Source organism: Thermodesulfobacterium geofontis OPF15 (genome assembly GCF_000215975.1).
Lineage (GTDB): Bacteria > Desulfobacterota > Thermodesulfobacteria > Thermodesulfobacteriales > Thermodesulfobacteriaceae > Thermodesulfobacterium > Thermodesulfobacterium geofontis.
In genome coordinates, this window is record NC_015682.1 from 13,412 (window position 1) to 33,531 (window position 20,120).

Annotated in this window: 21 protein-coding genes; 4 read left to right on the top strand and 17 right to left on the bottom strand. The window is 30.4% G+C overall.

Annotated elements, in window-relative coordinates:
- Positions 1-9: 9 nt before the first annotated feature.
- The 3 genes from acpP to TOPB45_RS00095 are packed head-to-tail and all read right to left on the bottom strand — an operon-like array spanning position 10 to position 2,446.
- Positions 10-249, bottom strand: coding sequence for an acyl carrier protein (acpP, locus tag TOPB45_RS00085; protein WP_013908833.1), 240 nt, complete (start codon positions 247-249; stop codon positions 10-12).
- 38 nt (positions 250-287) lie between these two features.
- Entirely contained in the window at positions 288-1,349 is a 1,062-nt protein-coding gene (locus TOPB45_RS00090) for an LptF/LptG family permease (protein WP_013908834.1), read from the bottom strand.
- Complete coding sequence (locus TOPB45_RS00095) at positions 1,346-2,446, bottom strand: LptF/LptG family permease (protein ID WP_013908835.1); 1,101 nt, start codon at positions 2,444-2,446, stop codon at positions 1,346-1,348. Before TOPB45_RS00095 ends, TOPB45_RS00090 begins: the two co-directional genes overlap by 4 nt.
- A 44-nt stretch (positions 2,447-2,490) precedes the next feature.
- Here TOPB45_RS00095 and hemW point away from each other — a divergent pair, with 44 nt between their 5' ends.
- From hemW to amrS, 3 genes are read left to right on the top strand one after another with little or no spacing between them, the layout of a single operon-like run.
- Positions 2,491-3,657: a radical SAM family heme chaperone HemW gene (gene hemW / locus TOPB45_RS00100; RefSeq protein WP_013908836.1), complete on the top strand. Its 1,167-nt coding sequence runs from the start codon at positions 2,491-2,493 to the stop codon at positions 3,655-3,657.
- Positions 3,636-4,376: a tRNA1(Val) (adenine(37)-N6)-methyltransferase gene (locus tag TOPB45_RS00105; protein WP_041430247.1), complete on the top strand. Its 741-nt coding sequence runs from the start codon at positions 3,636-3,638 to the stop codon at positions 4,374-4,376. The genes hemW and TOPB45_RS00105 overlap by 22 nt, the downstream gene beginning before the upstream one ends.
- 23 nt (positions 4,377-4,399) lie before the next feature.
- Complete coding sequence (gene amrS / locus TOPB45_RS00110) at positions 4,400-5,416, top strand: AmmeMemoRadiSam system radical SAM enzyme (protein WP_013908838.1); 1,017 nt, start codon at positions 4,400-4,402, stop codon at positions 5,414-5,416.
- Here amrS and rlmN read toward each other — a convergent pair.
- The 10 genes from rlmN to fabZ are packed head-to-tail and all read right to left on the bottom strand — an operon-like array spanning position 5,369 to position 15,274.
- Positions 5,369-6,457 carry a 23S rRNA (adenine(2503)-C(2))-methyltransferase RlmN gene (gene rlmN / locus TOPB45_RS00115; protein WP_013908839.1) on the bottom strand — a complete coding sequence of 363 codons (1,089 nt, stop codon included), beginning with the start codon at positions 6,455-6,457 and terminating at the stop codon, positions 5,369-5,371. The genes amrS and rlmN overlap by 48 nt on opposite strands.
- A gap of 5 nt (positions 6,458-6,462) precedes the next feature.
- Positions 6,463-8,043 (bottom strand): phosphoglycerate dehydrogenase, encoded by a 1,581-nt coding sequence (gene serA, locus TOPB45_RS00120; protein WP_013908840.1) that lies wholly within the window; start codon positions 8,041-8,043, stop codon positions 6,463-6,465.
- A gap of 23 nt (positions 8,044-8,066) precedes the next feature.
- The gene (locus TOPB45_RS00125; RefSeq protein ID WP_013908841.1) at positions 8,067-9,230 is read right to left on the bottom strand and encodes a pyridoxal-phosphate-dependent aminotransferase family protein; all 1,164 of its coding nucleotides are present in this window, start codon (positions 9,228-9,230) and stop codon (positions 8,067-8,069) included.
- A gap of 18 nt (positions 9,231-9,248) precedes the next feature.
- Positions 9,249-9,719 (bottom strand): transcription elongation factor GreA, encoded by a 471-nt coding sequence (gene greA / locus TOPB45_RS00130; RefSeq protein WP_013908842.1) that lies wholly within the window; start codon positions 9,717-9,719, stop codon positions 9,249-9,251.
- Between the two features lie 25 nt (positions 9,720-9,744).
- Positions 9,745-11,037: a phosphoribosylaminoimidazolecarboxamide formyltransferase gene (locus TOPB45_RS00135; protein ID WP_013908843.1), complete on the bottom strand. Its 1,293-nt coding sequence runs from the start codon at positions 11,035-11,037 to the stop codon at positions 9,745-9,747.
- A gap of 37 nt (positions 11,038-11,074) precedes the next feature.
- Entirely contained in the window at positions 11,075-12,223 is a 1,149-nt protein-coding gene (gene lpxB / locus TOPB45_RS00140) for a lipid-A-disaccharide synthase (protein ID WP_013908844.1), read from the bottom strand.
- On the bottom strand, positions 12,220-13,176 hold the full coding sequence (locus tag TOPB45_RS00145; RefSeq protein WP_013908845.1) for a Gfo/Idh/MocA family protein: 957 nt from the start codon (positions 13,174-13,176) through the stop codon (positions 12,220-12,222). Before TOPB45_RS00145 ends, lpxB begins: the two co-directional genes overlap by 4 nt.
- A gap of 2 nt (positions 13,177-13,178) precedes the next feature.
- Complete coding sequence (locus tag TOPB45_RS00150; protein WP_013908846.1) at positions 13,179-14,003, bottom strand: LpxI family protein; 825 nt, start codon at positions 14,001-14,003, stop codon at positions 13,179-13,181.
- Positions 14,004-14,009: 6 nt separating this feature from the next.
- A complete protein-coding gene (gene lpxA, locus TOPB45_RS00155) occupies positions 14,010-14,819 on the bottom strand; it encodes an acyl-ACP--UDP-N-acetylglucosamine O-acyltransferase (protein WP_013908847.1) in 810 nt (269 codons plus the stop codon).
- Complete coding sequence (gene fabZ, locus TOPB45_RS00160) at positions 14,816-15,274, bottom strand: 3-hydroxyacyl-ACP dehydratase FabZ (RefSeq protein WP_013908848.1); 459 nt, start codon at positions 15,272-15,274, stop codon at positions 14,816-14,818. The genes lpxA and fabZ overlap by 4 nt, the downstream gene beginning before the upstream one ends.
- A gap of 116 nt (positions 15,275-15,390) precedes the next feature.
- On the opposite strand from fabZ, the gene TOPB45_RS00165 reads away from it, so the two are divergent.
- Positions 15,391-15,843 carry an Lrp/AsnC family transcriptional regulator gene (locus TOPB45_RS00165; protein ID WP_013908849.1) on the top strand — a complete coding sequence of 151 codons (453 nt, stop codon included), beginning with the start codon at positions 15,391-15,393 and terminating at the stop codon, positions 15,841-15,843.
- 2 nt (positions 15,844-15,845) lie between these two features.
- On the opposite strand, the gene TOPB45_RS00170 is transcribed toward TOPB45_RS00165, so the two are convergent.
- The 4 genes from TOPB45_RS00170 to ilvD are packed head-to-tail and all read right to left on the bottom strand — an operon-like array spanning position 15,846 to position 20,040.
- Positions 15,846-16,862, bottom strand: coding sequence for an MlaD family protein (locus TOPB45_RS00170; protein ID WP_013908850.1), 1,017 nt, complete (start codon positions 16,860-16,862; stop codon positions 15,846-15,848).
- 24 nt (positions 16,863-16,886) lie between these two features.
- Entirely contained in the window at positions 16,887-17,615 is a 729-nt protein-coding gene (locus TOPB45_RS00175) for an ABC transporter ATP-binding protein (RefSeq protein ID WP_013908851.1), read from the bottom strand.
- A 5-nt stretch (positions 17,616-17,620) separates the two neighbouring features.
- Positions 17,621-18,388 (bottom strand): MlaE family ABC transporter permease, encoded by a 768-nt coding sequence (locus TOPB45_RS00180; protein ID WP_013908852.1) that lies wholly within the window; start codon positions 18,386-18,388, stop codon positions 17,621-17,623.
- Positions 18,385-20,040: a dihydroxy-acid dehydratase gene (gene ilvD, locus TOPB45_RS00185; RefSeq protein WP_013908853.1), complete on the bottom strand. Its 1,656-nt coding sequence runs from the start codon at positions 20,038-20,040 to the stop codon at positions 18,385-18,387. Before ilvD ends, TOPB45_RS00180 begins: the two co-directional genes overlap by 4 nt.
- Positions 20,041-20,120: the final 80 nt, after the last annotated feature.

Sequence of the window (20,120 nt, forward strand, 5' to 3'; positions counted from 1 at the left end):
ACTCCTAAATTATTGTTCCCCTGTTTTGGCTTTTATATATTCTATAACATCCTTAACTGTTCTTAATTTTTCAGCTTCTTCATCAGGAACCTCCATTCCAAAAGCCTCTTCCATAGCCATAACAAGTTCAACAAGATCAAGAGAATCCGCTCCTAAATCATCTACAAATGATGCTTCAGGTTTAATCTGATCTTTTGAAAGATTTAATTTTTGAGAAATAATCTCAATAACTTTTTCCTCTACTGACATAGATAACCTCCTTGCCAAAAATTTTTTTTCCTACTTTTTTACCAGATTTTCTTAAAAAAACAAGTGAAAAAACTAATAAATACCAAAAAAGATAATAAAATTCCTGCAACAAATATACCTTTCCTTAAAAGGGTTTGTAAAAATAAATAGGAAGTCAATAGGATAAAATACCAAATTAACCCTTTTAAAAAGGGACTTATTACTTGAGAAGGTGTATAATTTTTAACAAAAACCATCGTTGGAAAAAACCCTAAAAAAAGAGGTAAAAAAAGATAAATCACCTTTAAAAATATTTCTGCAACTTCTTCTTTATAGGGTCTATTAACCATTTTTAAAAATTTATATCTTTCAAATAGCTCCTTCAGAGACAAAAATTTTAAAGGCTTTTCTACCATTACTAAAGTTTCTGGCTTTATAGAAAGGTTAGCGGATAAATTTTTAAAAAACTCAGGAGAAAAATTTTTATTTTCTTCTTGAGTAATAACTTCTTTTAGAATCCATTTTTCAGATTTATAAAATCCCTCCTTAGCCCATATAATTTTTTTTAACTCTTCTTTATTTATGAAAACAAGAAGTATATCTTGTAAATATTCACCTTTTGGTTCTAAAGGCTTAGCTATAAGATAAAAATCAGGACCTCTAATAAAAATTTGTTCATTAAATACTAAATATTGTTCTCTTTTCTCAGCTATCTTATAATCCCAAGTATAAAGACTCATAAAAGCTGCTTTAGGAAAAAGGATGCTTATTGCTAATCCAAACAATAAAGAAAAAAGAAAAATTCCCTTTCCTGTGAGAGTTATTAGTTCTTTTTTTGAAAATCCAAGGGATAAAAAACCAAGTAATTCCCCTGTTCTTGTCAACCAAAGAAATAAAATTATTCCTGATAATCCACAAGCAAAGGGAAAAAATTCATATAAATTGGCTAAGGATTTCCAAAAAATATAAGTCAAAAAAAGGTAAAAAGGTTTTTTAAAAGATAAAAACTCTCCCAATTTTTCAAAAAAATCAACTAAAAAATAAAAGGAAGAAAAAATAAACAATAAAAGTAAATTTATCTTTATAAGGTCAACTAAAAGGTATCTTTTATAAATCTTCATAAATATAGCTCTCTTTTTCTTTTTAATCCCACATATTGAAAAACAAGCGAAATACTAATTAAAAAATAAAATATAACAAAACTCCACAAAGGAAAAATTTTCCCATTTTCTCCTAAGGAAGAAAAAAAATTATAAAAAATAAAAAATATCAGAAAGGCTGCAATTCCTATAAAAAAGAGCAAAAATCTATAAGAGGTTTTAAGATAAATACTAAGAAAAAAAGCTTGAAAAGCTAAAAATAAAACTGAGAGAGGAAAAAAAAATCTTTGATAATATTCATTAAAATATTTAAAATAGCTTGAAGTTCCTGGTTTAAGTTTCTCTATTTCTTCTTTTAATTCTGTAAAACTTTTTTCTCCTCTTTTGAAATAAAGCTTTTCTTCTTCAAAGGTTTTTGTATTTAGTTTAAATTTATAATCTCCAAATTTTAAAACCTCTATATTATTTTGAGGATCTCTAAAAATTCCCCATCCCTTAATTAAAATAAATATATTCTCTTTGGGAGAATAACTTCCTTCTTGAGCAATGAAAAAACCTTTTTTACCTTCTTTTTCTCTTTTTAGAAGAAATATATTCTTAAAATAATGGGCTTTATCTTTTAAATCTGATTTTCTCACATAAAGGTAATAATCTTTTCCTAAGGCTATAGGTCTTTTTTCGGGAAAAGATTTTTCTGCTTGAGCTTTAACAAGTTCTATCTGAATCTCCTTTACCCTTCTTTTAGACCAAGGAGAAAGAAAAAAATGGGCTAAAAAGGTTATTATTAAACTAATTAAAGAAAAAATAAGAAGAGGTTTCATAAAGTCTTCTAAGGAAAAACCTAAAGAACAAAAGGCAAGTACTTCTCTTTCATATTTTAGCCTATGAATAGCAAAAAGAACTCCCATAAAGACTGATAAACTATAAATAAAAGATAGAAGCTGAAAAAAGACAAGGATAAAAAGTTGAAAGATCACATTAAAAGGTGGATTAAAATTTAAAAAATCTTGCAATTTGATTATTCCTTGAACAAGAGTTATAATAGCACTAAATATTAAAAAAAAAGAAAAAGTATAAAAAGTATATTCTCTAAGATGATATTTCCAGAAAATTTTCATCTAAATAATTTTAAATTCTTTTTAATAAATTTGAAGAAACCTTAATGAAAAAAGTAAATTTGGGATTATACCTTCATGTGCCCTTTTGTTTAAAAAAATGTCCCTATTGTGATTTTTATTCTATTGAGACAAAGGTTACAAAATATTTAGAAAATAAATTTTTAAAAGCTTTAAAGGAAGAATTAAAACTTTTAAAAAACTTTTTAGAAGAAAGATTTGAAATAAAAGCTCTTTCTTTTATCACCTTTTATGCAGGTGGTGGAACTCCTTCTCTTCTTTCCCCTTATTTTTATGAAGACCTTTTCAATTTTTTAACCAAGAATTTTAATTTTTCTCCCAAAGAATTAACCTTAGAGGCAAATCCTGAAACACTTACTTTAGAAAAGACAAAAGCTTTTTATGAAGTAGGGTTTAATCGTATAAGCTTAGGAGTACAAAGTTTTTCTTCAAGGGGGCTAAAATTTTTGGGAAGACTCCATACTCAAAAAAATATTTTTAAAGCCTTAGGATTTATTAAAAAAAGTGGTTTTAAAAATTTTTCTTTAGATTTTATATTTGGATGGAAAGGACAAGGAGAAAAAACCCTTAAAAGGGAAATATTAAAAGCCTTAAAATTTAATCCTCCCCATTTGTCTTTTTATGAATTAACCTTAGAAAAGGGAACACCCTTTTATCAAATTTTTAAAGGGGAAAAATATTGGATAAAGGACGAAAAGTTAATGAATCTTTATAAAACAATTGAGGAAATTTTAGAAAAAAACGGATATGAAAGATATGAAATTTCCAATTATGCTATACCTAATTATGAATGTAAACACAATCTTCTTTATTGGAAACTTAAACCTTACTTAGGATTAGGTCCCTCTGCTACCTCAAGAGTAGAAAATCTAAGATGGGAAAATCCAAGGAATTTAAATTATTATTTAAATTCCCTTTTAAAAGAAAAAAAACTTCCCTTAAAAATAATTGAAAATCTTAATTCTTATGAATTAGCAAAGGAATATATATTTATGGGATTAAGATTAAAAGAAGGTATAAGTTTAAAAGAATTAAAAAGAAAATATAATTATTATCTGCCAAAAAATGCTTTAGATACTTTGATAAGAGAAAACTTAATAAAAGAAGAAAAGGAAAGAATATCTTTAACCTTTAAAGGAAAACTTCTTCATAATCAAGTGGTTTATTATTTATGGGAAAAGCTATGCAGTTAGTTCCTACTCCTTTTTTAGAAGGCTCTATAATTGTTTATCAGCCTGAAAGGGGTTTTAGATTTGGTATAGATTCTATTTTATTAGCCTATTTTTTAAATTTAAAACCAAAGGATATAGTTTTAGAAGTTGGAGCAGGCTCTGGTATTATTTCACTTATCGCTTTAAAGAGATTTTCTCATGCAAAAATTTTTGCCTTAGAGCTTGAAACACTTTATATAGAATGCCTTAAGAGAAATGTTCTTGAAAATAAATTGCAAGAAAGGCTATTTGTAATTAAAGGAGATATAAGAAATCCACCTTTTAAACCTGGTAATTTTGATGTAGTTTTTTCTAATCCTCCCTATTTCAAAAGTGAAGCTGGAAGAAAAAGTCCTTATGAAATTGAAAATATTACAAGAAGAGATATAGAGTGTGATCTTAATGAATTTTTAAAAAAGGTAAACTATCTTTTAAAAAATAGGGGTAAATTTTATTTAGTTTTTACAGCTCTAAGACTTGCAGAATTAGTATATCTTCTTAAAAACCACAGACTTGAGCCAAAGCTTTTAAGATTGGTTTATTCCTATCCTGGTTCGGAGGCAAAACTTGTTCTTTTATGCGCAGTTAAAGAAGCTAAGGAAGAGATAAGAATTCTTCCACCTCTTTATATTTATGAATCACGTAAAGGTGATTATACCGAAGAGGTAAAAAATTTTCTAAAAAGAATTGATAAGAATTAAAAAGTGTCTTAAAATAATCAAATATGAGAGAAGCTCTTTTATATGAACGTTTGGAAGATAAAAAGGTAAAGTGCAATTTATGTAATCATCATTGTGTTATCTATCCCAATCATACAGGGATTTGTGGAGTTAGAAAAAATGAAGAAGGAGTTCTTTTTTCCTTAGTTTATGGAAAGATAATTGCAGAACATTTAGATCCTATAGAAAAAAAACCGCTTTATCATTTTTTACCAGGCTCATGGAGCTATTCTATAGCAACTGTAGGGTGTAATTTTCGCTGTAGTTTTTGTCAAAATTTTGAAATTTCTCAATATCCTCATATTTATGGAGGCATTCCTGGAAAATTAACCTCACCAAAAGATATTGTAAAAATAGCTAAAGCACAAAGGGCAAAAAGTATTTCCTATACTTACACAGAACCTACTATCTTTTTTGAATTTGCCTATGATTGTGCCAAATTAGCAGAAAATGAAGGATTAAAAAATGTTTTTGTTTCTAATGGTTATATGACAAAAGAAGCTATAGACTATATTAAACCCTATCTTCATGGAATAAATGTAGATTTAAAGGCTTTTAGAGAGGAATTTTATAAAAAGTTTTGTAAAGCTAAACTGCAGCCTGTTTTAGATAATTTAAAATATTTAAAAAGCCAAGGTATATGGGTAGAAATTACTACTCTTATTATTCCGGAAGAAAATGATGATCCAGCTGAATTAAGGGAACTTGCGAATTTTATAAAAACTGAGCTCGGTCCTGATGTTCCCTGGCATATTTCTCGCTTTTTTCCCCATTATCAACTCTTAGATAAACCTTATACTCCTGAAGAAACTTTATTAAAAGCCTATTATATTGGAAAAGAAGTTGGACTTTATTATATCTATATAGGAAATGTTCCTGGGAATCAATATGAAAATACCTATTGTCCAAAATGTAATCATTTGATTATTGAAAGATATGGTTTTAGAGTTTTAAAGATAGATCTTAAACCTGATCTAACCTGTCCCAACTGCGGTTTCTTTATTAATGGAGTGTGGAGTTAAAGATTTTAAAATTTTTGCACCCAGCTGTCCACAAGCAGCATCAATACCAAGACCTTTACTTTTTCTTACAGTAGTTAATATTCCCCTTGAAAGAAGATATTTTTGAAATCTTTCTACCACTTCTTGAGAAGGTCTTTCAAAAGGAATTTCAGGGTGAGGATTGAAAGGAATAAGATTCACTTTAAAAGGATATCCCTTTAAAAGATCCGCTAATTTTTTTGCAGACTCCAAACTATCATTTACATCTTTTATTATTACGTATTCTATAGTAGTTCTACTATTTTTAATGCGAGGGAATTTTTTACAAGCTAAAATAAGCTCTTCAACAGAATATTTTTTAGCTATAGGGATAAGTTCTCTTCTAATTTCATCTGTAGGAGCATGAAGAGATATTGCCAGGGCAGTAGAAAACTCCTTAGCAAGAATTTCCATTTCTTTTAAAAGCCCTACAGTTGAAACAGTAAGTCTTTTTCTGGAATAATTAAATCCCTTAGGATGAGCAAGTATTTTTAGAGCTTTTATAAGATTTTTCAAATTTAAAAGCGGTTCCCCCATCCCCATAAAAACTATATTTCTTAAAGGAAGCTCTTCTTCTTTTTCTTTTAAATACCTTCTTGCAATAACCACTTGAGAAATTATTTCATAAACTTCTAAATTTCTTTTAAAACCAATTTTCCCTGTAACACAAAACTTACAACCTATGGGACATCCTACTTGAGTTGAAACACAAAGAGTATAATGATCTTTTTCTGGAATTATAACTGTTTCAATTAGATTATTGTCTTTTAGTTTTAAAGCAAATTTAACTGTTCCATCTATATCTTCTTCTTTATCAACTATTTCTGGAAGTTCAAGAGAAAAATTTTCAGAAAGTTTTGTTCTTAGGCTCTTTGGAAGATCTGTCATTTCTTCAAAAGTTATAGCATTTTTACAAGTAATCCAATGAAAAATCTGCTCTCCTCTATAGGAAGGTTCTCCAATGATTTCCATTAAATTTTTTAATTCTTCTAATTGATAATTTCTTAAATTTGGTTTATTCATAATTTTTAAAGTTCTAAAGGTTTTACTAAATAAACTGTGGTAAGCTCACTTAATTCCTTTAAAGCTTCTGTTGTGGGAGGTTGATCTAAACTAAGAAGTATTACATTTGTTTTTTTCATAGGGTCTTGCCCTACATACATTCTTGAAATATTTAAATTGTGATTACCAAGAATAGTTCCTATTTTTCCTATTACCCCTGGTCTATCTTCATTAAAAATATAAAGCATATGTCCTTCTGGTAAAGCATCAAGTCTGAATCCATTAATTCTAACTATACGAGGTTCTTTTTTACCAAAAATAGTTCCTTCAACCACTGTATAACCTTCGGTATGTTTTACTTTAGCACTTATAAGAGAGGTAAAATCTTCTGAAATTTCTGTTTTAGATTCTATTATTTTTATATCCCTTTCCTTTGCTCTTATAAGGGCATTAACATAATTTACATCTTCTTTTAAAAATGGAGAAAGAAGTCCTTTAACAAAAGCAAGAGTTATAGGTTTAACATCCAGCTGGGAGATTTCACCTTTGTAAGTAATCTCTACTTCTTGAATAGCTCCTTCTGCGATTTGGGCAGCAAGTAAACCGATTTTTTCTGCAAGAGTAAGTATAGGTGTAATGATTTTTAAAATTTCTGGAGGTAAAGAAGGAACATTTACTGCATTTCTTATTATTCCCTTAAGAAGGTAGTCAACTAATTGTTTTGCTATTTCTATAGCAACTGTTTTTTGAGCTTCTATAGTTGAAGCACCGAGATGGGGGGTTCCAATAAAATTTTCTAAGGAAAGTAAAGGGTGATTGGGATCTACTGGTTCTTTCTCAAAAACATCAAGAGCTGCTCCTGCAACTTTCCCTGAAACCATAGCCCTATAAAGTGCTTCCTCATCTATAATTCCTCCTCTTGCACAGTTTATAATGTACACCCCATCCTTCATCATAGAAAAGGCTTTTTCATCTATAAGATGATAGGTCTCTTTAGTTAAGGGTGTATGAATAGTTATAAAGTCTGATCTTCTAAGTAATTCTTCTAAACTTACAAGTTCTACTCCTTTTTTCTCTGCTGCTTCTGGAGAAACAAAGGGATCATAAGCTATTACTTTCATTTTCATTCCAAGGGCTCTATCTGCAACAATACTTCCTATTCTTCCTAAACCAATAATTCCTAAGACTTTATTATTAAGTTCCACTCCTATAAATTTCTTTTTTTCCCATTTTCCTTCTTTTAGGGATGCTACAGCCTGAGGAATTTTTCTTGCAATTGCAAAAATTAAAGCTAAGGTATGTTCAGCTGCAGATAGAGTATTTCCTCCTGGGACATTCATAACTACTATGCCTTTTTCGTTTGCAGCTTGTAAATCTACATTATCAAGACCTGTTCCTGCTCTTCCTATAACTTTTAAATTTTTTGCCCTTTCAATCACTTCTTTAGTTACTTTGGTTGAGCTTCTTATAATAAGTGCATCAAATTGAGGAATTATTTCTAATAATTCTTCATAAGGAAGACCTGGTTTATAAACAACTTCTAAGCCTGCATTTTTTAAAATTTCTATTCCTTCTTCTGAAATAGGATCTGAAATTAAAACTTTCATTCCCCACTCCTTTTGAAAATTTTTTATAAATATTCTTCCTTTATATAATTTAAAATTACTTCTTCAGCAGATTTTATTCCTTTACCAAGAGGGACTTTATAACCAAAAAGGTTCAACCCCATCTCTAAAGCTGAAAGAGCTATTAAAAGATCAAAAAGAGACTGATTACCCATATGGGTAATTCTTAAAATTTTTCCCTTGAGATGATCTTGTCCTCCTGCAAAAACAACTCCCAATTTACTTCTTAAAAATTTTAAAAGTTCTCCTGTATTTAGTCCATTTGGAGTCTTAATAACTGTAAGAGATTCAGAAGGAACTTCAGGAAAAATTTCTAAATTAAGTGCTGATACTGCTTTTCTACAAGCAAGGGAAAGGATTTGATAGTGTTTAAATAATTTTTCAAGTCCTATTTCTTTTATGCGTTTAAGCATTTTTCTTAATCCTATGAGTAAACTTACAGCAGGAGTGAAAGCTGTAGTATTTTTTTCATAAGCCTTTTTTTCCCTTTGAAGATCAAAATAATATTTAGGAAGTCTTGATTTTTTAGCCATATCTTGGGCTTTATCTGAAAAAGCGATAAAAGACAAACCAGGAGGTAAACTTAAGGCTTTTTGAGAACCTGTAATCACTACATCAAGCCCCCATTTATCCATTGGAAGGTCATAAACTCCAAGAGCAGAAATAGCATCAACTACAATTACTGCAGGGGTATCTTTAACAATTTCTGCAATTTCTTTTATAGGATGTTTAACCCCTGTTGAGGTTTCACAAGCTTGTATTAAAACCCCTTTTATATCTTTTTTAGTTTTTAAAATCTTTTCTACCTCCTCAGGTTTAACAGCTTTCCCCCAAGGAACTTCTATTACTATCGGATCTAAATTATAGGTTTGAGAAAGTTCCAACCATCTTTGTCCAAATTTTCCACCAACTACTATAATTACTTTGTCTTGTGGAGAAAAGAGATTAACAATAGCTGATTCCATAGCACCTGTTCCTGAAGAGGCAAAAAAATAAATTTCTTTTTTGGTTTGAAAAAGATATTTTAGATCTTCTCTAATTTCTTTTAAAATTTCTGAAAATTCTGGCAATCTATGATGGGTAATAGGTTGAGCCATAGATAAAAGTACATCTTCTGCTACAGGAACTGGACCTGGGGTAAAAAGATACCTTTTGTTTAAAAATTCCACTTTATCCTCCTCTAATAACTAAATTTCTATATCCAAAATTTCAAAATTTTTTATCCCTGAGGGTGTATTTACTTGAACTTCGTCTCCTATCTCTTTTCCTATTAAAGACCTTGCTAAAGGAGAATATACAGAAATACTACCATTTGCTGGATCTGCCTCATAGGGACCAACGATTCTATAAGTAATCACTTCTTCAGTATCCAAATTTAATAATTTTACTTTAACTCCAAACTGAACTTTATCTGGAACTTTAGTAAGAGCTGGTATTATTTCTGCATTAGCTAAAATTCCTGATAATTCTTGTATTCTACCTTCTATATAGGCTTGTCTTTCTTTTGCTGCTTCATATTCAGCATTTTCTGAAATATCTCCGTGAGCCCTTGCTTCTTCTATAGCTTTTACCACATTTCTTCTTTCAACTTTGATAAGATATTCAAGCTCTTTTTTAATCTTTTCTATACCCTCTGGAGTAAAAGGTATTTTGTTCATAGGAAACCCCTTTTACATGTTTTAATCAATGCCTAAATGCTCTTTGTCCAGTAAACATCATAGCTATAGGAGGATTATATTCATTACAGGCTTGAATTACTTCCCAATCTCTTACAGAACCTCCTGGTTGTAAAATAGCTGTAATACCATGCTTTGCTGCTACATCTACAGAATCTCTAAAAGGTAAAAATCCATCTGAAATCATAACTGCACCTATAAGACCTGCCTTTTTTTCTTTAGTTTCTTCATCAATTTCCTCTTTTTGAGCTTTAGGTCTTAGACCTTTTTCTATTTCTAATTCTAATTGTTTATAGGGTATTTTATATTTTTCATAGCAGAGAAGATCAGCATATTTGGTATAAGCTTTAAAAATAGCTATTTCAGTACAGCCAACCCTATCTTGTTCCCCTGTTCCTATACTTACTGTACATTCATTTTTAACAAATAATACTGAATTAGAAGTAACACCCATCTCAACAGCCCAACCAAAAATCATATCTTTAATTTCTCTTTCATCAGGTTCTCTAAGACATCTATATTCTATTCCATCTTTTATAGCTACTGCAGGAAGCAGATCTTCCTTTTTTCTAATTTTATTTAGTTGAGAAACCTGAACAATTATACCCCCATCAATAAGACTTTTAAATTCAATTACTCTATATTTGGCATATTCTTCTAATTTATCCAATTTTTTAATTCTTATAATTCTTAAAGATTTTCTTTTCTTTAAAATTTCTATAGTTCCTTCTTCATATTCAGGTGCAGCCAAGACTTCAAAATATTGTTCTGCTATAGCGGATGCACAAGCCTTATCAACAGGTCTATTTAAAGCTATTGCTCCACCAAAAGCAGCTATTCTATCCGCCTTATATGCTTTTAAAAAAGCTTCCTCTATTGTAGTTCCGTAGGCTACTCCAGAAGGATTATTATGTTTTACAATCACACAAGCTGGTTTTTCAGTTAAATATCTTAAAATATTGAGTGCATTATCTATATCAGTAAGATTAATTTTACTTGGATGTTTGCCAAATTGAATAAAATCACTTTCTTTTAAACTGGAAATTAACCCAAGCCCAGGCTTAATAAATTCACACTCTCCTAAAATTAAGTTACCTGCAACTAATTCATAAAGTGCAGCTTCTTGATCCGGATTTTCTCCATATCTTAAACCTTTTTTTTCAAATACACCAGGTTCTATTTCAACTTCCCATCTTTTCTTTTTATAGATAAGAGTTTGGTCTCCAAAAGTAATTCTTAATTCTGAAGGAAAGGGGTCTTCTACAATCGTTCTATACATTTTTTTTAGATCTTCAGCCATAAGTAAACCTCCTACAATTTTTAAAAATTCAATATGCTTAACCCCTTTTAAGAGACAAGATATACTTTATCATATCTTCAGCAATCCTCCAACTAGCTCCAGGAGAACCAATTAGCTTTTTTATAGTAGAAAGTTCTTTTTTGATCTCTGTTCTTGCTTTTTCATTCTCTATAAGCTCTTTTATTTTGTGAGTAATAACACCAATTTTATCTTTTTCTTTTATAACTTCTGGATATATTTCCTTTTGTAAAATTAAATTAGCAAGACTGATATAAGGAACTTTAATTAATTTTTTAGCAATAAAATACATCCAAGAAGGTAAAGAATAAGTAACTATAGCAGGGGTTTCAAGAAGTGCAGCCTCTAAAGTAATAGTTCCTGAGGCAAGAAGAGCCACTGTAGAATATTTTAAAACTTCATATTGAGTATTTTCTATAACTTTAATTTGAGACCTTGCTTTATCCCACAAAAAAGAATCTTTAAGACCTGGAGCTTTAACCATTATTCCTTGAATATGAGGATTTATTTTTTTTAGGTTCTCAAAAATTTTTAAAAACATGGGTATATGACGACTTATTTCTCTTTCTCTACTACCGGGAAAGAAACTTACTAAAGGTTTAGATTTATTAAATTGATATATTTCATAAAAAAACCTTTCTGAAAGATTAGTTTTTATTAAATCCAAAATGGGATGTCCTAAATAAACAGTAGAAATACCATAAGAAGAAAAAAATTCCTTTTCAAAAGGAAGAAGTACATATAATCTATCTACATATTTTCTTAAAATATGAACCCTTTTTTTATTCCAAGCCCATGCCTGAGGAGCTATATAATATATTACGGGATATCCTAATTTTTTAGCTAATTTGGCAATCTTTAAATTGAAACCTGGGAAATCTACTAATATTATTACATCTACCCTTCTTTTTCTTAAAAATTCTTCAATTTTTTTATAGACAAACCAATATTTTTTAAGCTCAGAAAAACTTGGTAACCCTACCAAAGCAAGTGATTCAGCAGGAAATAATATCTCAATACCAAGACTTCTCATCTTAGGTCCACCTATTCCAACAAATTGAAAAGCTGAATTTAGATCTTTTATTCTCTTAATTAGTAAATATCCATAGATATCTCCAGAAATCTCACCTGTAATTATTAAAACCCGAGGGGAGGTTTGATAAATCATAGATATTTTTTTAAATTATTTTCTACTTGCTTTTTTATTTGAAAGGCAAGCTCAAGCGATTTTAAGGCAGATTCTCCTGTCACCTTAACTTTCTCTCCATTGGTTATACATTTAATAAAAGATTCAAGTTCTTCTTTTAAAGGATCACTCTCTGGAAAAGATTTTTTATCTAATTTATATTCTCTTTTTTGAAGATCAACTCTAACCTCTAAATAGCTTTTTTCTATTGTATCTACTACATAATAGGCACCTTTAGAAAATACTCTAAATTTTCTTTGTCTATTAAGCGAAACTCTACTTGCAGTAAAATTACAGGTGGTTCCATCTTCAAAAACTATTCTTGCATTTACAATATCTGGTAAGGGGGTAAAAAGTGGAGCCCCTACAGCATGAATAAACTCAATTTTTTTATAGTTTTTTAAAAGTAAAGCTAAATCAAGATCGTGTATCATAAGATCTAAAATTACGTCTATATCAAGATTTCTTTCTGTAAAAGAAGATAATCTGTGAGCCTCTATAAAGAGAGGATTTTTTACATTTTGCAAAAGCTTTTTGACAGGTTCTTGAAATCTTTCAATATAACCCACTTGGAGAGGAAGATTTTTTTTGATTGAAATTTCAACAAGCTCTTCTGCTAAACTTAATTCATGAGCAAGAGGTTTTTCTAAAAAAACAGCCTTACCTGCAAATAAAAAATCTTTAGCAATTTCATAATGAGTAATGGTTGGAGTTACTATGCTTACTGCATCAACAAAGGGAATAACCTCTTTATAATTAGTAAAAGTTTTTACAGAGCTTCCTTTTTCTTTTAATAAATCAAGAGTTTCTTTAATTCTTTCTGGATTTATATCTACTATAGCAAAAAGCTCTGCGGATGGAATTTCAGTAAATTTTTTAGCATGAAATTTCCCTAAATGTCCTACCCCTATAACTGCTACCTTTACTTTACCCATTTTTATTCTTCTTTACTTTTGTATCCAACTATAGAAATATTGTTTTTATCAGCTAATTTGATAGCAGACTCTTTTTGTAAAAAAAATGTTTTTCCTGCTTCTAAAGCTAAAACCTTAGCTTGTGCTTTAATAAGTGTTTCTATAGTTTTTAACCCAACTACTGGTAGGTCCATTCTTAAGTCCTGAATAGGTTTAGCTACTTTTATAACTACAGTATCTTTTCTAAGTTTACCAGCTCTTAAAATTGTTGCATCTGTCCCTTCCATAGCTTCTATAGCAACTGTCATTTTATTTTTTACTACTACACATTGTCCTATGTCCAAAGAACCAATTATTTTAGCAATTTTAAATCCATATTCTATATCTTCCCATTCTTCTTTTGTAGGAACTCTTTTAGTAAATATTCCTTCAGTAGTCAGAAACTCTTGTAAAAATTCTGAAGGACCCTTTATTATAAATCCTTCATTTTCTAATTCTTCTATAACTCCTTTTAAAATTGAATTATCCTCTTTAATTTTGAGCTTTCTCCATAAAGCTAAAGCTCTAAAATCTGGAATACCAACTTTTAAAGCTTGACTTTTATCTATTTTCCCTAAAAACACAAGCTTTTTGACTCCATTTTCTTTAAAAATTTCAATAAGTTTTCCAAATTGACCAATGGAAATTTTAAAAATCTGAGGAGTAAATTTTTTTAATTTTTCCTTTTGATCATTAGAAAAACAAACAGCAATAATTTCATAATTTTTATCTTTTAAACTCTGAGCTAAAATAATGGGAAATTCACCTTCTCCTGCAATTAAGCCTATTTTATTATCTTCTAAATCCATAAATAACTAAAATGCCTCTTCTCCTTCAAAGGGCTTTCTTCTCATTATACCCTGTTTTGAGGGTTTTTCCAAAAATAGAATAAGTCTTTCTATAACTGGATCCTCACCAAATATATCTCTTAATTCTGTAATTATTTCTTTAATGGTTGAAGGAGCATCTAAAAAATAACCAATAGCTTGAGAAATCTTTCTGATATCTTCTTTTGTAAAACCTGCTCTTCTTAATCCTATAAGATTTATCCCTTGTATCTTTGCAGGAATACCAAAAACCTTCACATAGGGAGGAACGTCTTTATCTACACCACTCATAGCACCAATAAAAGCATAAGCTCCTATTTTACAAAACTGATGAACTGCTGAAAAACCTCCCATAACTACTTTTTCCTCTACTCTTACATGCCCTCCTAAGGTAGCATTATTTGCCATAATTACATGATCTCCTATTTTACAATCATGAGCTACATGGACATAACTCATAAGTAAACAGTTATTTCCTATATAAGTAATCCCATCATCAAAAGCAGTTCCTCTATGAATAGTTACAAATTCTCTAATTATATTATGATCCCCTATCTCCACCCTTGTTTCTTCCCCTTTATAACTAATATGTTGAGGAGGTGTCCCGATTACAGTAAAAGGACCTATTTGATTGTATTTCCCTATTTTGGTATTACTTTCAATATAAGAATGAGCCTTAATAATTGTTCCTTTCCCTATATAAACTTTTGGTCCTATATATACATTGGGACCTATTTCTACATCATCTTCTATTTCAGCCGAAGGATCTATATAAGCTGTAGGTGAAATCTTATTCATTTGTTTTTCTCCTTATTTAAAATTCCTGCTGTAATTTCTGCTTCTGCTACTATTTTTTCATTAACCTTAGCAATAATTGCAGTTTTAATTATGTTCCCTTTTCTTCTAAAGCCTTGAACTTCAATAATAAGTGTATCTCCAGGATAAACAGGTTGTCTAAACCTTGCCCTATCAATCCCTGCAAGAACAAAAAGCTTTCCTTTATATTCTGGAAATAGAGCCATAAGTCCTACTCCTGCAGCCTGAGCCATAGTTTCTAAAATTAAAACTCCTGGCATAATAGGATTTTCTGGAAAATGCCCTATAAAATAAGGCTCATTAATAGTAACATTTTTAATTGCTTTAACATATTCCTTTTCTGCATTTATCTCTACAACTTTATCAATCATTAAAAAGGGATATCTATGAGGTAAAAGCTCAAAAATCTCTTTTATGGTTATCTCACCTTCTCCCATTTTTAACTACCTCCCAATTTTTATCTTATTAGGTTATCCTATAATATCATAAAATTTTTATACAAAAAGAGAAGTTTTTTATTGAAAAATTGAATTTTATTGGTAATTTGGAAACAATGGATAATCTTAAAGAAAAAAAACTAAAGGAGCTTCTTAATTTTTTACAGAAGGATTTTCCTTTGGTTCCAGAACCATTCAAAATTTTAGCTAAAAAATTTTCTCTTGAAGAGAAAGAAATTATAGAGTTTTTAAAAAATCTAAAAAAAAGAAAAATAATAAGACATTTTGGAGCAACTATAGATTCTTATAAACTGGGTTATATCACTTGTTTATGTGCCACAAGTTTACCTGAAGACAAAATAAAATTAGCTTATGAAATAGCAAAGTTTCCGGAAATAACCCATGCTTATCTTAGAGAACATGAACTCAATTTCTGGTTTACAGTGGTTACAAAATCAGAAAGGGATTTAAAAGAATTTTGTAAAAATTTAGAGGAAAAATTTCAAATAAAAATAAAGCTTTTCCCAGCTATAAAAAAATTTAAAGTAAAAGCAGTTTTTGAAATTTAATTTTATTGCATAGCTGCACCAGCCATAACTCCAAGAACAGTAATAGGTACCTGTTCCTCTACTCCTTTAGCAGCTCTATTAACACTCTTTAAAGTTTTTTTAGCTTCTGTATAAAGAGAATCATCTTTTAGTAGTTTCCCAAGAGTCCCTTGCCCACTTTCTATCTGAGCTGTTATCTTTCTTAAATCTTCAGAAATGGCTTTTAAATCTTTATAAAGTTTTTCATCTGTCATCAATTTACCAAGAGTCCCTTCTCCTCTTTCAAGTCTCTTAGAGACACTTTCTAAATTAGCTACGGTTTGTTTTAAGCTTTTATACAATTCTTCATCTTTGACCAGTTTCCCAAGAGTCCCTTGCCCACTTTCTATCTGAGCTGAAACTTTTTTCAAATTCTCCGCAGTTGCAGTTAAATCTTTATAAAGCCTATCATCACTTATAAGTTTACTTAAAGTACCCTGCCCTTTTTCTATTCTTTCTGCAATATTTTTAAAACTTTGGGAAGCATCTCTAATATTTGCCACTAAAATTTTTAAATTTTCTTTTCCTTCCTTAGTACCGATTAATTCTTTTAATCCCTCTACAGTAGGACCTATACTTGCTAAAATTTCATCAACAGAAATTGCACTTTCTGTATAAGCTATCATGGAACCAGGTTGTAGATAGACCTTAGAGTATCCAGGTTTAATATCTATAAATTTATCTCCTAATACACCATAGGTTCTTATAGCTGCAGTTGCATCTTCCTGAATCTTATAACCTTTATAAATTAAAAGCTCCACCTTTGCTTTTCCTTCGGGGGTTAATTCAATCTTTCCTACCCTTCCAATAGGAATCCCTGCCATTTCTATTTTTGCTCCCTTTGTAAGCCCGGAAATGTTATCAAATACTGCATAAATTTTGTAAACATCCTTTGGAGTAAAGGCTTCTTCACCAAGCTTAAAAGTAAGATATAAAAGGGCTACAATTCCTATAAATACAAATATACCAACTTTTATTTCTGTTCCTCCTTTTATAGCCATTTTTAAATCCCCTCCTTTTTATTTTTATACTAAAGCACTTTCTATAAATTTTTTAACAAATTCATTTGTAGAAGTTTTTATTTCTTCAGGGGTCCCTACTTCTATAATAACTCCTTGATGTAAAAAGGCAATATAGTCTGCAAATTTAAAAGCAAGATTTAGGTCATGGCTTACTATTACACAGGTAAGATTATATTTTTCTTTAAGATTTTTGATTAACTCCAAGATTGAAACTTGTAAAATTGGATCAAGTCCTGTTGTTGGTTCATCAAAAAGCACTACCTGTGGTCTAAGGGCAAGGGTTCTTGCAAGGGCTGCTCTCTTTTTCATTCCTCCAGAAAGCTCAGAAGGATATTTATCTTTGGCAGATAGTAAATCTACTGCTGATAGAAGTTCTTCTGCTGTTTTTTCCATTTCAGATTTAGGCATTTTAAAATGCTCTTTTAAAGGAAACATCACATTTTCTTTTACAGTCATAGAATCAAAAAGTGCACCTTCTTGGAATAAAAATCCAATTTTTCTTCTTATTTTCTGTAATTCCTTTTCGGAAAGTTTAGTAATATCTTTATTTTCAAACCATATTTCACCACTATCAGGTTTTAAAAGTCCAACTATATGTTTTAAAAGTACACTTTTACCTGTTCCACTTTGTCCCATTATAAAAGTAACTTTTCCTTCAGGAATAGATAAATTAACTCCTCTCAGAACTTCAAGTCCGTTAAAACTCTTTTTGAGTTCTTTTATAGTAATCATATTTATTAAAAGAAAAGAGTAGTTAATATATAATCGGAAACCAAAATCCCTACTGTGGAAATAACCACAGCTTCAGTAGTTGCTCTACCTACACCTTCTGCTCCTCCAGAAGCATAATATCCTTTATATCCACAAACTGTCACTAAAAAGGCACCAAAAAAAATAGACTTAACAATTCCACTCATAATGTCTTTTAATTCTACCATATCTACCATTCTTGCTGTTAAAAGCCCAGGATCAATATGGAGTAAAAATGTTCCTACTACATAACCTCCTGCAATACCCACAAAATCTGAAATAGCTGTTAAAAGGGGTAAAACTATTATAGCAGCCCATAGTCTTGGACTCATAAGATATTGAATTGGGTTAATAGCCATAATTTTAAGCGCATCAATTTGTTCAGTTATTCTCATACTTCCTAATTCAGCAGAAATAGCTGAACCTGCTCTTGCAATGACAACTACTGCGGTAAGAACAGGTCCTAATTCTCTGGTAAGAGTTAAAGCAACTACACCTCCAAGAATACTTTGAGATCCTACCTTAGCTAAAGCTATATTCACTTGATAAGCAGTAACCATTCCAGAAAAAAGAGAAGTCAAAATTACAACTAACCAAGATTTTACTCCAATAAATTCCATATGTTTTATAAGAAGTTTTATTCTATAAGGAGGGGAAAAAGAATAAATAAAACTTTTTAAAAAGAAAAGAAAAATTCCACCACAATCACTAAGAATTTTAAGAAAAGCTCTTCCTAAGAGAGAAAAAGGATTCATTCTAGGATAGCTCCTTTAGCTCCTGATTGTACCAAGGTATAATATTTTTTCAATATCCCTTTTAATTTTTTTTGCAAGGGTTTCCATTTTTTTCTTCTTCTTTCTAATTCTTCTTCTGAAACTTTTAAATCAAGTCTTCTTTGAGGAATATCTATCTCTATGATATCCCCATCTTCAACAAGTGCAATTGGACCTCCTTCTGCTGCCTCTGGTGAAACATGCCCAATGCAGGCTCCTTGTGTCCCACCACTAAATCTTCCATCAGTTATTAAAGCTACAGAATCACCTAATCCCATACCTATGATTGCTGAAGTAGGAGAAAGCATCTCTCTCATTCCTGGTCCGCCTTTAGGCCCCTCGTATCTAATAACTACAACATCACCAGGTTTTATCTTTCCATCTAAAATAGCTTGGTAAGCTTCTTCCTCTGAATTGAAAACCTTTGCTTTTCCAGAATGTCTTAACATCTTCGGAACAATTGCACTTGTTTTTACTACTGCACCTTCAGGTGCTAAACTCCCATAAAGTATAGCTATTCCTCCTTCTTTATGATAGGGATTTTCAACTGGTCTTATTACTTCATAATTAAGAACTTTTACCCCCTCAAGATTTTCTCTTAAAGTCTTTCCTGTAACAGTTTTTACATCAAGATTTATTATTCCTAATTTAGAGAGTTCTTTCATCACTGCTGGTATACCACCTGCAAAATGAAGATCCACAACTCCATGCTCTCCTGCAGGAATAAGTTTTGCAAGAACAGGTGTTTTTTTAGAAATTTCATCAAAAGTTTTTAAATTAATATCTATTCCTGCTTCCTTAGCAATAGCTAAAAGATGAAGAACTGTATTTGTAGAACAACCTAAAGCCATATCAACAGCTATTGCGTTCTCAAAAGATTCTTTAGTAATCAATTTTTTTGGAGTAAGATTTTTTTTAACCAGCTCCATTATCTTCTTACCAGTTTCCTTAGCAAGTCTTATTCTATCAGCAAATACAGCTGGGATTGTACCATTACCAGGAAGAGCAAGCCCTATAGCTTCACAAAGACAATTCATAGAATTTGCTGTAAACATACCGGCACAGGAACCACATGTAGGACAAGCACAAGCTTCAAGTTCTCTTAATTCCTCTTCAGTCATTTCTTTGGCTTTAACCTTACCAATTCCTTCAAAAACAGAAATTAAATTAGCTCTTTTCCCTTTATAATTTCCTAAAAGCATTGGTCCACCAGCTATAATTATAGAAGGAATATTAAGTCTAAACATAGCCATAAGCATTCCAGGAGTGACTTTATCACAGCTTGTCACTAAAACCAAACCATCAAAAGCATGAGCCATGCTCATTATTTCTATAGAATCAGCAATTATTTCGCGACTGGGCAAAGAATATTTCATGCCTTCGTGATTCATAGCTATGCCATCACACACTCCAATAACGCCAAACTCTACAGGAACTCCTCCTTCCTCCCTAATTCCTGCTTTAACTGCAGATACAATTTGTCTTAAATGAATATGACCTGGAACTATCTCATTAAAAGAGTTAGCAATTCCAATAAGTGGTTTTTTTAGTTCTTCGTCAGTGAATCCAAGTGCTTTAAACAAAGACCTATGGGGGGCTCTCTCTAAACCCTTTTTAACTCTATCACTTCTCATAAAAAATCTCCTTATTTTAAAATTAATTAATTTTAAATAAATGTAACCTTGCTGTCAAGAAAAATTGTATTAAATTTTTA